Source organism: Lactobacillus jensenii DSM 20557 (assembly GCF_001436455.1).
Lineage (GTDB): Bacteria > Bacillota > Bacilli > Lactobacillales > Lactobacillaceae > Lactobacillus > Lactobacillus jensenii.
The window spans coordinates 50,644-65,712 of the sequence record NZ_AYYU01000006.1; the positions used below are offsets into that span (position 1 = coordinate 50,644).

The following is a 15,069-nucleotide window of genomic DNA, read 5'->3' on the forward strand; positions in this document are numbered from 1 at the left end:
ACTAATCAAAAAAAGATAGACATTGTCTATCTTTTTTAATTATCTATTGTTTCCAATCACTATCAAATTTAGCTTTACCTGTTTTAATCAAGCTATCAACATTTTTAGTCTTAGTTTGAGATAAAATACCTGATAAAATTGATGAAACATCATTAAAGGTTGTTTCAGAATTTTTAGTTACAGGGAAGTTATATAATCTCTTTATTGCCTGCTCTAAAATAGCTGGTGATTTAATTGAAGTAGAATTCTTATAAGCAGCTGAATTTACAGTTTCATTATTTACAGGAATATATCCTGTTGCATTAGCCCACTTAAGTTGACTTGATTTAGAAGTTAAAAACTTAATATATTTAAATGCCGCAGCTTTTTGCATTGAACTAGCATGTTTAAACATATAGATATCGCTACCACGTGCCATATTATATTTAGATGGTCTATTAGCGACTCCATATTCAAATTTACCATTTAAGCCCTTTTTCACATAAGCTTCACCAGCACTAGCACTAACATACATAGCAACTTGTTCGTTTGCAAATGGGACTGATAAATACTTTTGTGAACCTGCTATCATAAAATATCCACGCTTTATTCCATCTGCATAGTACTTAATAACATTCTTAGAAGCAGTACCCGTAAAGTTAATCTTACTATTAAAGTTGTAGCCTTCTTCTTTCATTCCATCAGTATAATAAGCACTCAGATTATCAAAACCTGCACCAACAACTTTATGATTAGTTTTATCATAAATCTTCTTAGCAGCAGTCTTTAATTCAGACATTGTCTTAGGTACTGAAATACCATATTTATCTAACAAAGTTTTGTTATAATAAAGTACTTCTACAGATTTATTGAAGGGAATACCATATTGTGTACCTTTAATTTGAGCACCTTCAAGTAATGTTTTATTAATGTTAGACTTACTTACACTTCCCCAACCTACATTAGTATCATTAATGTATGGTGTCATATCTTGTAAATAACCACCTTGTGCAGCAGTATATAGATAACCAGCATAAGACTGGGCAATAGTAGGTAAATTATTAGGAGATTGTAAGGTATTTTGGACCTTAGACTTTATATCTTCGTACGAACCTTGGTATTCTAACTTGACTTTGATGTTAGGATTTTGCTTTTCAAATTCCTTAGTTAACTCTTGCAAATTAGTTTGCAAAGGGCCAACCATCGCATTCCAGAAAGTTATCGTAGTTTTTTTGGTAATATTTTTAGGAATATTAACTGAAGAAGTTGTATTCTTTTTATTATTTGAACATGCTGCAACTGTTAGCATAGTTATAGCCATTATTACTAATGCAGCTATTTTCTTTAATACTTTCATAAATCCTCCTAAAACAAAAAACTTTAATATTTCATCGTGTATCATTTTATCATCTTACCTTTTGAATAAAAGCCTTATTTTAGTTTTTTTCATGATACAATTGATAGTAAGTTATTAATTTATGCGTTAATTCAACAAAAAAGAGTGTTAGTAACAAACTAACACTCTTTTTCATCCCACTACTTGATAACCCGCAGATTCTAATCGCTCTTTAACAACAGGCAAACTAACTTTCATTGCTTGAGCAGCCTGCTTTAAAGTCATTACTCTACCTACAGTTTCTATCATATTAGGGATTTTAAAATGATCAAATCCTAATTCTAATAACAAATCTAAAAAATCATCGTATCTATCAATATATTTTTTTACCGGAGTAGAAAAATCTATCTTTTTATTCGAACTATCATAACTAGATAAGTCCTTAGACCATACATTTAGCTGAGTTTTTGCAGCATCTGACATTCTTTCCACACTCCAAGCAGGAGACCATACAAGTTTAATTTCACAAGATTTAATTTCAGGTATCGACAAAACGGCTTCTTTAATTGCATTATCCAAAACGCCACTTAAAGGACACCCCATAACAGTTAAAGTCATCGTAACTATACAATCATTATTATCATTTAAATCTATGCCATAAATTAATCCTAAATTTACAATATCAACATATAACTCCGGATCAATTACAGTTTGAAGTTTTTGAATTACTTCGTCCACTAATTTTAATTGCTTTTCTTCCATACTCCCACCTAGTGAACCAAGTTTTTCCAAATAACAACTTTTCCTGCCTTGAAAGAAGCCGGCACATCAATAATTCTTTGATTAGACGAACCTCTAAATTGTAAGGTTAAATCCTTTAAATCTTCTTCAAATCGGCCATCAACTAAAATGTCTATTTTAGACAATAGTTCCAACTTATCTTCTGATTCTTGCATCAGTTCATCCCAAGTATATCCAGACCAAGACCAAATATCTTTTGTGTGGCCAAATTCTTTTCTAACTCGGTTAACAATTTTTAAACAAACCTGCGTATTTAAAAATGGTTCTCCGCCGAGCAAGGTAAGACCTTGAACGTAATCTTCAGACATATCCCTGATGATTCGGTCTTCTAATTCTTGGGTATATGGACGGCCATAATTAAAGTTCTGAGCAACTAAGTTGTAGCATCCTGGGCAGTCAAATAAACAACCTGAAACATATAAACTACAGCGAACCCCCTCACCATCAACAAAGTTAAACGGTTTATAATCAGCAATCTTTTGTAAAGAATGCTCACTAGCTAGCCATTCCTTAGGTTTAGGGTCCTTAGGTCGATGCTTACGTAATTTTCTTGCTGCACGATCCTTTTGAATATTAGGCAAATATTGGTTACTATCAACAAAAATAGTATCCCCACCAACGTTTACTTTAATATAATTATGGCGAATATCAGGGCCTTCTTGCGCATTATGATCTTTACTTGGCATCTTGAATTTTTTCCTCTTCTTGTGCTTGATCTCTTACCATACCTAAACTCATGTGCTTAGCTCTATGGGCAATTTCTTCATGACGACCGTGAACCATTGGACGCTTAAGTGGGTTACCTAAGTAGCCACAAGTACGCTTGACACAGTCACAAGTTTCAGGATCATGATTGCCACATACTGGGCATTCAAATCCTTTAGCAGTTGCTTTAAATTCGCCAGCAAAACCACACTTAAAGCAGCGGTCAATTGGGGTGTTAGTACCAAGATAACCAACTTTATCGTACCCAAAGTCCCATACAGCTTCCAAGGCTTTAGGGTTTTGCTTTAAGTTAGGATATTCACAGTAATGAATAAAGCCACCAGCTGCGTATGGAGGGTAATCCTTTTCAAATTCAAGCTTTTCAAATGGAGTTGGGTGCTTACGAACATCATAGTGGAAACTGTTAGTGTAGTATTCTTTATCAGTAATATCTTTTACCTTACCGAATTTTTCAGTATCAAGTACACAGAATCTATCTGTTAAACTTTCTGATGGAGTTGAGTAAACAGAGTAGTGATAGTGATACTTTTCAGTCTTTTCCCAGTATGCACACCAATCATGCATCCGTTTAACAATTTCTACTGTAAAGTCATGAGCTTCTTTATTGTGTTCCCAGTTAGGCCCATAGAAGACAGTACCAACTTCGTACAAGCCAATGTAACCAAATGAAACAGTACAACGACCATTTTCAAATAATTGATTTACATCTTCGTCTGGCTTAAGTCGCTTACCAAATGCCCCATTTTCATATAATACAGGTGCATTTTCTGGTTTAGCTTCACGACATCTTGCAGCCTTAATATTCATTGCATCATGAACTAATTGAACCTTGTCCTCAAAAATTTTCCAGAATAAGTCCTTGTCGCCACGAGATTCCATAGCAATTCTTGGTAAGTTTAAGGTAATAACACCTAAATTCATTCGTCCAGAATTTACTTCTTTGCCATTCTTGTCTTTCCAACCTTGCAAGAATGAACGACAACCCATAGGTGCTTTAAATGATCCAGTTAGACGCTTAATAGTGTCGTAACTTACAACGTCTGGATACATACGATAAGTAGCACATTCCAAAGCAATTTCCTTAACATCATAATTAGGATCACCTGGATTTAAGTTTAAGCCCTTCTTTAAAGTGAAGACTAACTTAGGGAAAATAGCTGTCCGCTTATCTTTACCTAAACCAGCTAAACGAATTTTCAAGATATCTTTTTGAATTTCTTTTTCAATCCAATTTGTACCTAAACCAAAACCTAAAGTAGTAAATGGAGTTTGACCTTGGCTTGAGAACATGGTGTTAATTTCATATTCAAGACTTTGCATTGCATCATAAATATCTTTTTGAGTACGCTTTTTAGCAAAAGCCTTAGCCTTTTCTTCGTCATCAATAAATTCTTTGGCTTCTTCCAAGTGGTGATCATAATTCTTTTGAGCAAATGGTGCTAAAACTTCATCAGCTCTATCGAATGAACAGCCACCATATTGACTTGAGGCAACTTGGGTAATAATTTGTGCAACTTGGCTTGTAGCAACACCAATTGAATTAGGGCTAGTCATAAAGGCATTTCCAACCTTAAATCCATTAGTAAGCATTTCTTTAAAGTCAATTAAACAGCAGTTAGTCATTGGTGAAAGTGGAGTGTAATCCAAATCATGCCAGTGAATATCACCACGTAAGTGAGCTTTAGCAATATGTTCGGGCATCATTGTTAGACCTACAGTTTTACCAACAGTACCAGCAGTCAAATCACGTTGAGTTGAAAAGATTTCACTATCTTTATTGGCATTTTCGTTAACAATTGAAGGATCGCCTTCAATCATTCTCTTTAAACGTGCTTTAGTATCAATTTGTTTCTTCCAGTCAGCATCGTCTTTTTTACGATATTCAATATATGCTTTAGCTTCATCTACAAAACCTAATTTAGTTAAACTATCAACAAAGCTTTCTGCAACTTCTGCAGCTGAAACCGTATATTTCATTGCTAAATCAGAAAAGATCGCCTTTAAAATTTCAACTTCATGATCTTCAAGCTTTAAATTATGAATTACTAAATCTAATTTATAAGTTTCAAAATTAGTTTTGGTTGAATCTCTTTTTACAAGATATTGTGGCTTCTTCATAGCCTCAACAATCATCTTTTTACTAGGCGTTTCTTTAAGCATATGTCCGGTTCCTCTCATAAATTATAATCATTATAGATACATAATAGCACGAAAACACAATATATTGTATTACAATTTTTAGGCACTAATATATATTGTAGTTAGCAAAAACCAGTATTACCATGCTTTTTGCATCTAGCAAAATAAATTTTAAAATTTTTTGTATAGAAAAAACCACACTGTTTAGTGTGGTTTTATACTAGATATAGATATGACAACTATACCAACTTACCCTGTTCAATTAATGCAGCAACTTCAGGTTGTACATGTTGATATTTCTTAACTGTTTCTTCGTAGTCAATAAAGTAAAGTTTGTACCAAACAAGGAAAGTATAAATTGCCCAAATTTGACGGCGATGAGAACCATCACCCTTAAAGTTTTTATCTAACAAGTCAATAATCTTTTCTTGTTCAAAAATCTCATTAACAAAGTCTTCACAGAATAGTTGTCGAACTTGCTTGTAAAATCTCTCTTCTTTAAGCCACTGTTTAATAGGTGTTGGAAATCCCAACTTAGGTCTTTTAGCCCATTCTTCAGGCAGAACTCGTTCACTTGCCTTTCTTAGAGCATACTTAGTATCATGTTTATTTACTAAATATTTAGTAGGAATAGAGTTAGCTAGTTCTGCAATCTTTTTATCAAGATATGGTACTCTTAATTCAAGTGAGTGAGCCATTGAAATCTTATCAGCTTTTTGCAAAATATCATTTAACATAAAGTGATGTAAATCAATATATTGCATTTGCTTAACATTATCTAAATCCTTAACTTTCTTAAAGTCTTCTTGATAAAGGCCATTTGTTGTTAGTTCATTACGATAAGTTGGTTGAAGCATACTGTTAGCATCATCACTTGAGAAAATTGTTGGATGATCCATATCATAAATTACAGATTGACCAACGTAAAATTCACTCGGTTTAGCTAAATTAGTGTACATATGTACCTTACCTGGGAAGTTAGGCATTTTTTTAATTCCTTTAGCTAAGCTAAATTTTACTCCCTTAGGTAACTTTTTAAGTCCTGAAGTAAAGACCTTAATGACATTGTTATGGGTATGCATACCATAATTTACATAACCAGCAAACAATTCATCAGCACCTTCACCAGAAAGTGCAACAGTAACGTGTTTACGTGCCAATTTGGAAAGGTACCATAAAGGAATAATAGATGGATTAGCATCTGGTTCATCCATATGATATTGCATTTCAGGGAAATCTCTCATAGCTTCATCAGCATCTACTTTATCTGCAAAGAAGTGCCAGCCTTTAATATCAGCTAAAGCTTTAGCTTTTGAAGCTTCATCATACGTAGAATCATCAAAACTAATTGAGAATACATCATCTGGGTTAAGTAAGCTAGTTACAAAACTTGAATCCACACCTTCAGATAAGAAAGCACCTACTGGAACATCTGCATTATGATATAGTTCAACAGTTTCCTTCAAATCTTCGTTGATTTTGTCTAAAGTTTCTTCAAAACTTAAATTATTTTCTTTATATTCTGCATCCCAGTATTGCTTAATGTCCATTTGACCATCTTTAAACTTAAAATAATGACCTGCTGGGAAACGATATACGCCTTTAAAGAAGGTTTCTTTTAAATCATTATATTGATTCATTAAATATGGCTTAACAGCTTCTACATTAAGTTCCTTTTTAAAATCAGGGTATGCCAAAAAGCTCTTTAATTCACTACCTACTAAAAGCTTTCCATCCTTATTTTGATAGTACATTGGCTTAATACCGAAGAAATCACGAGCACCATACATCGCCTTTTCTTCATCATCCCAAATGATAAAAGCAAACATACCTCTTACTTTTTTAAGTAGGCCAGCCATTCCCCATTCTTCATATCCATGAAGTAATACTTCAGTATCTGCCTTAGTAGTAAAGGTATGACCTGCTTTTATTAAATCTTCTCTAATTGGCTTATAGTTATAAATTTCACCATTAAAAATAATTGCCTTAGACTTATCTTCATTAAAAATCGGCTGGGTTCCACCACGAAGATCAATAATTGATAATCTTCTAAATCCCAAAGCCATTACATCGTTAGTATACATCCCATCGGAACTAGGGCCACGGTGCTTAATTGCTTCCATCATTTTACCAATGGCAGCTTGTTTATCATTAATTTCTGGGTTATAAAACGCAGCAATCCCGCACATATTACCTGTCCTCTTCTTTTTATTATAAATTTTACAAAGTTGTTACAAGATAACTATATTATTATATGCTAAAAACTAAAATTTGTAGCACATCTTTAGAAAAATTAAATACTAAAGACTCGTTTAAAACTGGCTGCTCCATAGCCAAAGACTTGTATTTGGCTTTTTACTAAATCAACATTCACTACATAACCAGCAAATTCAGTAATATCATCAATTTGACGATTCCAATTTTTATTATATTTAGTAGTTAGTGCATGCCCTGGACCCATTAAAGCTGAGCAGTTAAATAAAATATATTGAATCCCATTAATCCTAAATTGATCTTCAACATGACGATGCCCACAGAAATAAGCAATTACTCTGGCATTTTCTACATTAGTAAAATCAAAATCATTGCTTAATGTAAATTCAGGTGGAACATTATGTGAATGCATTCTTCCTTTTTCGCGCTGATTAAAGGCAACTAATAATTCATGCAACGACCGGCCATTATATTTAAGTGCATTGCCACCCTTACGATTAATCGGATTTCCATGACTAAGTAAAATAATCTTCTTGCCACTAGAATTACTTAAAATTTCAATTAATTCTTCAACTTGATCCTCTCTAATCGCAAGCGTCAATTTAGTATCATATTTTTTCTTTCCCTGCTCATCTAATATATAGGGAACATCTGAAGTATTAACAAATATCACTCTTAAATCATCTTTATCAAAATAAGCCACTCCATGATATCTTGAAATATATTTCAATTCTTTTTGAGCATACATGATAGGCCACATAATTTTTTCAAATTCATTTTCGGGGAAACTAGCTTTCAGGTCATGATGTTCATCAAATTTATCATTTTCATCGTGATTACCTTTTATAATGGCAAAAGGTGTTCGTGTACTCTTAAAGCTATTACGTAATTTTATTAATTCACTTTCTCCAATTAGTCCAGCATCTGAACCATCAATCCAATCCCCTAAATGAGCCTTTAGATGGAGAAGCCCTGATTTTTCAAGATGATTAAACTCTCTAACATGTATCAAGCCATTATTACCATAAAAATCAACTGAATCAGTATCTTTATAATGAGTATCTGTTAAAACACCAATATTTATTGAATTGTTTCCACTTCTTATTTGTGGCTTAATTTGTTCTAAAAAATTATCTAAATAGTCTGTAACGTTATATCTGATACCTGTTTTTCTATTTTGAAATGCTCTAAAACGTCCAAGTCGACTATCAAATCGTCTAACATAAGTTGCAGCTAGTTTATCAGACTCTTCTGGACTTAGTGCTTGATGTAAAATTCCATGATCATCTTTATAGACAGTCAAAGTATAATTGCCACCATCTGGAGTATTTTCTTGAGCGCCAACTGAATATTCACCCACTTTAAGAAAACCTTGCATTGGATCAGTATCATTATTATTTTCTTGTTTATGATTATTTAATACCTGAGCAAGCTTTTTTGCGAAAAAATCAAGCACACTAAACCCTCCTAAAAGAAAAAGACCTGCAAATGCAGATCTTTGTCACTATTTATGCATTATGCTTTAAAGCATACACTGCAAGTCCTAATGAAAGAACAGCATCTTTAGAAATAATTTCAGTTAACTTTTGTGGTGCTACAGCCATAACAGCACTAATAACTTTCAAGCTATAAGCTAAAACGTGAAAATCAGTTTCTTTATCATACATGCCATCTTCGTATGGATTTTCATGATTATAAGTTAAATTAATTTCATCTTTATCAACATAACCATCTACGTGGTTAGTTAAAATACGATCATGTAGATCAACAAGCTTATTATTCATATCCAAAAGTGTAAGTTGATGGTCACTTTCACTAGAATAATACTCATCTTGACTCATTTCAAAGTATTCCTGAATTGGGTGCTTCAAAACTTTTAATTCATCAATTAACTGATAAATAGCGTCAGCATTTAACTTAGCAGTATCAGCTAAGATATCATCTTGCTTAATAGTTAGTTCGTCAGCTAATTTTATAGTATTTAAACTTTCCATGCAGAACCTCCTAAAAATACATTTCATATTATAACAAAAAAAGAGAGGATCTACCCTCTCTTTGCTTGAAGTTAATAGTTTTTATACTAATTTCTTTCTAATAGCACCAGAAATCCAATCAATTAAAACAACCATTACTATAATTCCAATTAGGATAATACCTACTCGATTCCATTGACGGTAATTTAAAGCAATAGTTAAAGGATAACCAATACCACCAGCACCAACGATACCTAAGATAGAAGCTGAACGAACAGAAACATCAAATCGGTATAAAGTATTAGAAATTAAAGCTGGCATTAAGTTAGGTAGCGTAGCGAACATTGCTACATTCCACTTAGAACCACCTGATGCAATAACTGCTTCATTAGGTCCATCTTCTAAACTTTCAATTGCTTCTGAAAACAACATAGCTAACATCCCTACTGAGTGAAAACCTAATGCTAATACACCGGCAGCAGAACCAGGTCCAACCGCCTTAATAAACATCAAAGCTAATACGATTTCAGGGAAACATCTAATAAAAGTTAATACAAATTTTCCTGAACGAGAAGTATACCATTTTTTGTTTTTAGTAGTAGCTGCCCAAAATGCAAAGGGAATTGAAATAATTGCGGAGATAAAAGTACCTAAAAATGCAATACACAAAGTTTCCCATAATTGAGAAACTAAGTCTTCTCCTGTGCCATTATAAACATATGACCAATCTGGATGGATAAGGCCATTGAAAATTGCTCCAGTAATTTGTCCAGCAGTAGCTTTAATTCCTGGGAAATTGATACCAGTTGTTGACCAAATAATGAGTGCAATGGTGAAAATTGTAAGTGCCCAATGAGCAAAGCGCGCTTTAACAGAAACTGGCTTTGCAGGCAATTGCTTAAATGTTGTATCCATTATTTCATCAATGCCTCCCTTGCCTTAGATGATACATAGTCGATAATTAATACCACAACAAAGACTGCGATAATAATTGTGCCTGTTTTTGCATAGTCGAAAATATCAAGTGTTTGCTTAAGGTAAAGACCAATACCACCAGCACCAATATAACCTAAAACTGTAGAAGCACGAACGTTAAGTTCAAAGGCATAAAGTGTGTAGCTGATAAAGTATGGCAAAATTTGTGGCATAACAGCAAATGAAATCATATTAAGCTTATTACCACCGCAGGCAATTACCGCTTCACTTGGACCTGAATCAATAGTTTCTATTGCTTCATAAAATAGTTTAACAACCACACCAAAAGTAAATACAGATAAGGCTAAAATACCTGCAACTGGTCCAATACCTACAACAGCAACAAAAATTGCACCAAGAAGTAAGTCAGGCAATGTTCTTATGATGTTCATAACGAAGCGAAGTACACCTGTAACATACTTATTTTTAATAATGTTTCTTGCAATTAGCAATGAATACACAAACGCAATAGCTGAACCAATAACTGTACCTAAAACAGCCATTTTAATTGTTTCTATCAAGTAAGGAATCGCAGTTGAAGTATATCCCCAATCTGGCTGTGCCATTTGTGTAAAAATTTCAGCAAATTGTCCGAAATTATTAAAGAATGAGGATAAACTAGTATTAGTTTCTAATGTAGAAACAACTAATCCTCCGATGAAAACAACTAACCAAACCAGATTCCAAAATTGAAACTTCTTTTTAGGTAGTTTCATCATTTCTTGATCAAGCTTAGGCATTGATTTCCTCCTTGGTTTTTCCGCTGTAAATAGCATCGAATACTTCTTGTGGAGTATTTTCTACTGCACCATCATATACTACTTCACCAGCACGAATACCAATAATTCTCTTACCAAATTCACGTGCAAGTTCAATTGAGTGAAGATTTGCAACAACAGTCATACCAAATTCTTCATTTAGCATCTTAAGGTCATGCATAACTCGTCTACTTGTCTTAGGGTCAAGAGAAGCTGTAGGTTCATCAGCTAAAATGATTTTTGGATTTTGAGTCAACACACGTGCAATTGCAACACGTTGTTGCTGTCCACCTGATAATTCATCAGCTCTTGAATAAACTTTATCAGCCATATCAACTCTTTGAAGTGCTTCATATGCTTTTTGCTTATCTTCTTTACTGAATAAATTAAAAGTAGACTTCCAAGTTGGATAATATGCCACTCTACCAGTTAAAACATTTCTTAAAACACTTGAACGCTTTACCAAGTTAAAGCTTTGGAAAATCATACCAATATTACGACGAATAAGACGTAAAGCCTTTCCGCGTGCATTAGTAATAGATTCACCATTAATTACAATATCACCCTCAGTAATATCATGAAGACGGTTGATAGAACGCATTAAAGTTGATTTACCTGCACCTGATAAACCTACAATAACTACAAAATCACCTTTTTTTATATCAAGATTAATTTTATTTAACCCTACAGTACCATTGTCATATACTTTGGTAACGTTCTTCAATTGAATCATTGGCTTATCTGCCATCGACTATTAACTCCTTATAAATAAATTTATGCTTATTCTCCAGCAATTTTATCGTACTTACGTACAATATTGAAGGCAGAATCACTAGTGTAGTCATAACCTTCATGGCTATAAATACTTTCAATTAATTTCTTACCTTCTTTAGACTTACCAACAGCAATAAATGCTTTAGCAAGCTTCTTCTTAAAGGCTTTGTTCATGTCTGAACGTACTGAAATAGTGTCATTAGGAATTGCCTTAGTAAAGTAGATTGGTACTACTTGACTCATAATTTTTGGATTATCCTTCTTAACAGTGTTACGTGCATCTTCAAAAACAAATGCTGCATCAGTATCGCCGTTTAGAACATTCAATACTGCTTGATCATGACCTGTAACAGTAACTAACTTAGCATTACCTTTCTTAGTTACATCAAGACCTTTTTCTTTAAGTTCTGCAACTGGGAAAATGTAACCAGCTGATGAAGTTGGGTTTTGAACTGAAATACTTTTACCTTTAAGGTCTTTCCAAGACTTAATCTTTGAACCCTTCTTTACTAAGATTTCAGCACGATAAAATTTAACTAAGTCCTTAGTTTGTACACCACCTGGTTGCTTAATACCATAACGTTCAGCCTGAAGTAAAACATCAGCTGCCTTTTGTTTATGAGCTAAAACATAACCATCTGGTGGTAAGAAACCAACATCAACTTTCTTTGACTTCATTGCTTCAACAACAGTGTTATAGTCAGTTGACATAGAAATCTTAACTGGAATGCCTAACTTTTTAGAAAGCATCTTTTCAAGAGGCTTAGCACGTGCTTCAAGCTTGTTTGCAGCTTGACTAGGAACAAATTGAACTGTCAAACTCTTGGGAGTATAGCCATCTTTTGATGAACTGGATGACTTACTGCCACAAGCAGTTGCTACTGTTGCTAATGCAAGAGCAAGTCCAGCAACTAACATTTTTTTGAACTTCTTCATATTATCCTCCTACTAATGATAATAAAAATACATTTTCCCCAGACATTAAAAAAGACTCAATATTAATAGCAAAACTATTAATACTAAGCCTGTTAATATCTTAAATATAGACACGAACAAAAACCTCGCGAGAAAATACGAGGCTCTTGCTTACTTCCACTTTTTTATTAAAAGCTAGCGTTAACATCATATTTCCTCCTTACCCAAAGCCAAAATGTTCGTTATTTGATATGATAACAGAAACTTGAAACATTTCCAAGTAAAAACCATTATTTTTCTAAAATATTTATCCTGTAGTATTGGTAGGTATCAATTTAAAATAAAGAGCCTCTTTATAAATAAAGAAGCTCTTCTATATTGTTCGGATTTAACTATTTTTTCTTATTGATTTTATTATTTTCAAGGTCAGTTCTTACGATTAAAATATCAGCCATTGCATGCTGGTTAACATATTCAGTAACTGAACCCATTAACATTCTTTCAACCGCATTCAGACCTGTTGCCCCCATAATAATTAAATCATTATGATGATCTTTGATAAAATCATATGAAATAATTCTTTTTGGACTACCATAACGAATATGATAATCGACTTTATCGAAATTAAATTTATCTTTTGCCCATTTCTTGAGACTTACTAAATAGTTTTCTGAATCCTGAGTCATTTGATAAATAGTATCACCGCTAATTAGTGTATCTTGCATTTCACCAATAAATTGTCTAGTATCGATGACATTCAGTACATCAATTTTTCCACCATTTTCAATAGCAATTTTTACAGCCTTATCAAAGGCTCTTTCCGCAGCTTCAGAACCATCAACTGGAACTAAAATAGTTTTATAATCGTTAGCCATAATTTCCATCTCCTAAGAAAGCGTTTTACTTTTAAATATATTTTAACATATTTTATTCAAACTTATTATCTTGTAGCATAACAATTTTGTTGGTAAAATTTAATACCAATAGATTAGAAAGAAGGGCATTTTTTGGAAACTAATTTATCAAACAAATCAATTAATATTACTAGCGGCCGAAATTTTAGAGAATTAGGTGGATATGAAACTTTATCCGGAAAGAAAGTAAAATTTCATAAAGTATTGAGATCTGGACATTTAGCTGACTTATCAGAAGCTGATCGTCACTATTTGACAAATTATGGCGTCAGATATGATATCGACTTTCGTTCAAAAGAAGAAACAAAGAAACAGCCTGATCGAATTCCTGAAAACGTTCAATATGATTTTAATCCAGTCTTTAGTGATGATTTGACTAATTCATCAAAAAGTATTGATGCCCTTGAGACGGAAGCAGAAAAAGATCCACAATTTGGATTTGATCATATGTTGTTGGCCTATGAGGACATGATTCACTCCGCAACAGCTCGTCATGCATATCAAAACTTTTTTAAATTTCTTTTGTCAAATACTCAAGAAAATGAATCAGTTTTATTTCACTGCACAGCAGGAAAAGATCGAACTGGCTTTGGAGCCTTTTTACTATTATCAAGTCTAGGAGTTCCACTTGAAGTTATAAAGAGAGATTATTTATTAACAAATATCACTACTAAGTCTTTTGTTGAAAATTTACTTATTGAAGAAAAGAGAAAAGGTTCAAGCGATAACTTATTACAGTCTATTAAAGATATTCAAACTGTTCATCCTGAATACTTAGATCATGCAATTTCAGTAATTAACAAAGACTACGGTTCAATCAATGAGTATCTACATAATGTAATTCAACTTTCAAATCAAGACATTATTGACTTAAGAAATATTTACTTAGAATAAAAAATAAAAGTACACAATCAACGTGTACTTTTATTTTTTTAATATCAAGACTAGATTTAAAATTTATTCATGATAGAGTTAATTTATAGAATCTAGAAAGGAAATAAAAATGACTCGAACAAGAACAGTTTATTTTGGTGCTGGTTGGTTTAATGAAAAACAAACTAAAGCATATGATGCTGCGATGGCTGCCTTAAAAGAAAACCCAACTATTGATTTGGAACATAGTTACGTACCACTTCAAAATCAATACAAAGGTATTCGCGTCGATGAACATCCTGAGTACTTACACGACAAAGAATGGGCTAGTGCAACTTATACTAATGACTTAATTGGTATTAAAACAAGCGATATAATGTTAGGTGTATACCTTCCTGAAGAAGAAGATGTAGGCTTAGGGATGGAATTAGGATACGCCATGAGCCAAGGAAAGTATGTATTATTGGTTATTCCAGATGAAGATTTTGGTAAACCAATTAATTTAATGAGCTGGGGCGTTTGCGATAATGCCATTAAGATTAGCGAATTAAAAAACTTCAACTTTAACAAACCAAGATTTGGTTTTTATGAAGGTGCTGTATACTAAAAAGCGTTGGTTAATACCACGCTTTTTTATATCCCAAATTTATCGTAATAGCAAACAAAAAAAGGACAGGCCATAGGGTCTGTCC

Annotated in this window: 14 protein-coding genes; 2 read left to right on the forward strand and 12 right to left on the reverse strand. The window is 33.0% G+C overall.

Going from position 1 to position 15,069, the window contains the following annotated elements; all coding sequences use genetic code 11:
• Positions 1 to 43 precede the first annotated feature (43 nt).
• The 12 genes from FC45_RS02870 to FC45_RS02925 all read right to left on the reverse strand — a co-directional run bounded on the left by FC45_RS02870 (position 44) and on the right by FC45_RS02925 (position 13,465).
• The gene (locus FC45_RS02870; protein ID WP_006585299.1) at positions 44 to 1,336 is read right to left on the reverse strand and encodes an ABC transporter substrate-binding protein; all 1,293 of its coding nucleotides are present in this window, start codon (positions 1,334 to 1,336) and stop codon (positions 44 to 46) included.
• 171 nt (positions 1,337 to 1,507) lie between these two features.
• The gene (locus FC45_RS02875) at positions 1,508 to 2,077 is read right to left on the reverse strand and encodes a metal-sulfur cluster assembly factor (RefSeq protein WP_006588297.1); all 570 of its coding nucleotides are present in this window, start codon (positions 2,075 to 2,077) and stop codon (positions 1,508 to 1,510) included.
• 8 nt (positions 2,078 to 2,085) lie between these two features.
• Entirely contained in the window at positions 2,086 to 2,802 is a 717-nt protein-coding gene (nrdG, locus tag FC45_RS02880; protein ID WP_006585302.1) for an anaerobic ribonucleoside-triphosphate reductase activating protein, read from the reverse strand.
• The gene (nrdD, locus tag FC45_RS02885) at positions 2,792 to 5,002 is read right to left on the reverse strand and encodes an anaerobic ribonucleoside-triphosphate reductase (RefSeq protein WP_006585303.1); all 2,211 of its coding nucleotides are present in this window, start codon (positions 5,000 to 5,002) and stop codon (positions 2,792 to 2,794) included. Before nrdD ends, nrdG begins: the two co-directional genes overlap by 11 nt.
• 218 nt (positions 5,003 to 5,220) lie before the next feature.
• Positions 5,221 to 7,170 (reverse strand): asparagine synthase (glutamine-hydrolyzing), encoded by a 1,950-nt coding sequence (gene asnB / locus FC45_RS02890; RefSeq protein WP_006585304.1) that lies wholly within the window; start codon positions 7,168 to 7,170, stop codon positions 5,221 to 5,223.
• A gap of 104 nt (positions 7,171 to 7,274) precedes the next feature.
• The gene (locus FC45_RS02895) at positions 7,275 to 8,651 is read right to left on the reverse strand and encodes a metallophosphoesterase family protein (protein WP_006588298.1); all 1,377 of its coding nucleotides are present in this window, start codon (positions 8,649 to 8,651) and stop codon (positions 7,275 to 7,277) included.
• 52 nt (positions 8,652 to 8,703) lie between these two features.
• Positions 8,704 to 9,189, reverse strand: coding sequence for a hypothetical protein (locus FC45_RS02900; protein ID WP_006588299.1), 486 nt, complete (start codon positions 9,187 to 9,189; stop codon positions 8,704 to 8,706).
• An 81-nt stretch (positions 9,190 to 9,270) separates the two neighbouring features.
• Positions 9,271 to 10,083 carry a phosphonate ABC transporter, permease protein PhnE gene (phnE, locus tag FC45_RS02905; protein WP_057706368.1) on the reverse strand — a complete coding sequence of 271 codons (813 nt, stop codon included), beginning with the start codon at positions 10,081 to 10,083 and terminating at the stop codon, positions 9,271 to 9,273.
• Entirely contained in the window at positions 10,083 to 10,883 is an 801-nt protein-coding gene (gene phnE / locus FC45_RS02910) for a phosphonate ABC transporter, permease protein PhnE (protein WP_006588300.1), read from the reverse strand. The genes phnE (FC45_RS02905) and phnE (FC45_RS02910) overlap by 1 nt, the downstream gene beginning before the upstream one ends.
• Positions 10,876 to 11,649, reverse strand: a complete 774-nt coding sequence (gene phnC, locus FC45_RS02915) for a phosphonate ABC transporter ATP-binding protein (RefSeq protein WP_006585308.1) — start codon at positions 11,647 to 11,649, stop codon at positions 10,876 to 10,878. The genes phnE (FC45_RS02910) and phnC overlap by 8 nt, the downstream gene beginning before the upstream one ends.
• A 32-nt stretch (positions 11,650 to 11,681) precedes the next feature.
• Positions 11,682 to 12,611, reverse strand: coding sequence for a phosphate/phosphite/phosphonate ABC transporter substrate-binding protein (locus tag FC45_RS02920; protein WP_006585309.1), 930 nt, complete (start codon positions 12,609 to 12,611; stop codon positions 11,682 to 11,684).
• A 371-nt stretch (positions 12,612 to 12,982) separates the two neighbouring features.
• Complete coding sequence (locus FC45_RS02925; RefSeq protein WP_006585310.1) at positions 12,983 to 13,465, reverse strand: universal stress protein; 483 nt, start codon at positions 13,463 to 13,465, stop codon at positions 12,983 to 12,985.
• 132 nt (positions 13,466 to 13,597) lie between these two features.
• Here FC45_RS02925 and FC45_RS02930 point away from each other — a divergent pair, with 132 nt between their 5' ends.
• Both FC45_RS02930 and FC45_RS02935 read left to right on the forward strand, forming a co-directional pair.
• Positions 13,598 to 14,398, forward strand: coding sequence for a tyrosine-protein phosphatase (locus FC45_RS02930; protein ID WP_057706369.1), 801 nt, complete (start codon positions 13,598 to 13,600; stop codon positions 14,396 to 14,398).
• 109 nt (positions 14,399 to 14,507) lie between these two features.
• Positions 14,508 to 14,984 carry a nucleoside 2-deoxyribosyltransferase gene (locus FC45_RS02935; protein ID WP_006585312.1) on the forward strand — a complete coding sequence of 159 codons (477 nt, stop codon included), beginning with the start codon at positions 14,508 to 14,510 and terminating at the stop codon, positions 14,982 to 14,984.
• The last annotated feature ends 85 nt before the right edge of the window (positions 14,985 to 15,069 follow it).

Coding starts and splice junctions, on each gene's coding strand:
- FC45_RS02870 (WP_006585299.1), bottom strand. CDS start 1,336: ATGAAAGTATTAAAGAAAATAGCTGCATTAGTAATAATGGCTATAACT.
- FC45_RS02875 (WP_006588297.1), bottom strand. CDS start 2,077: ATGGAAGAAAAGCAATTAAAATTAGTGGACGAAGTAATTCAAAAACTT.
- nrdG (WP_006585302.1), bottom strand. CDS start 2,802: ATGCCAAGTAAAGATCATAATGCGCAAGAAGGCCCTGATATTCGCCAT.
- nrdD (WP_006585303.1), bottom strand. CDS start 5,002: ATGCTTAAAGAAACGCCTAGTAAAAAGATGATTGTTGAGGCTATGAAG.
- asnB (WP_006585304.1), bottom strand. CDS start 7,170: ATGTGCGGGATTGCTGCGTTTTATAACCCAGAAATTAATGATAAACAA.
- FC45_RS02900 (WP_006588299.1), bottom strand. CDS start 9,189: ATGGAAAGTTTAAATACTATAAAATTAGCTGACGAACTAACTATTAAG.
- phnE (WP_057706368.1), bottom strand. CDS start 10,083: ATGGATACAACATTTAAGCAATTGCCTGCAAAGCCAGTTTCTGTTAAA.
- phnE (WP_006588300.1), bottom strand. CDS start 10,883: ATGCCTAAGCTTGATCAAGAAATGATGAAACTACCTAAAAAGAAGTTT.
- phnC (WP_006585308.1), bottom strand. CDS start 11,649: ATGGCAGATAAGCCAATGATTCAATTGAAGAACGTTACCAAAGTATAT.
- FC45_RS02920 (WP_006585309.1), bottom strand. CDS start 12,611: ATGAAGAAGTTCAAAAAAATGTTAGTTGCTGGACTTGCTCTTGCATTA.
- FC45_RS02925 (WP_006585310.1), bottom strand. CDS start 13,465: ATGGCTAACGATTATAAAACTATTTTAGTTCCAGTTGATGGTTCTGAA.
- FC45_RS02935 (WP_006585312.1), top strand. CDS start 14,508: ATGACTCGAACAAGAACAGTTTATTTTGGTGCTGGTTGGTTTAATGAA.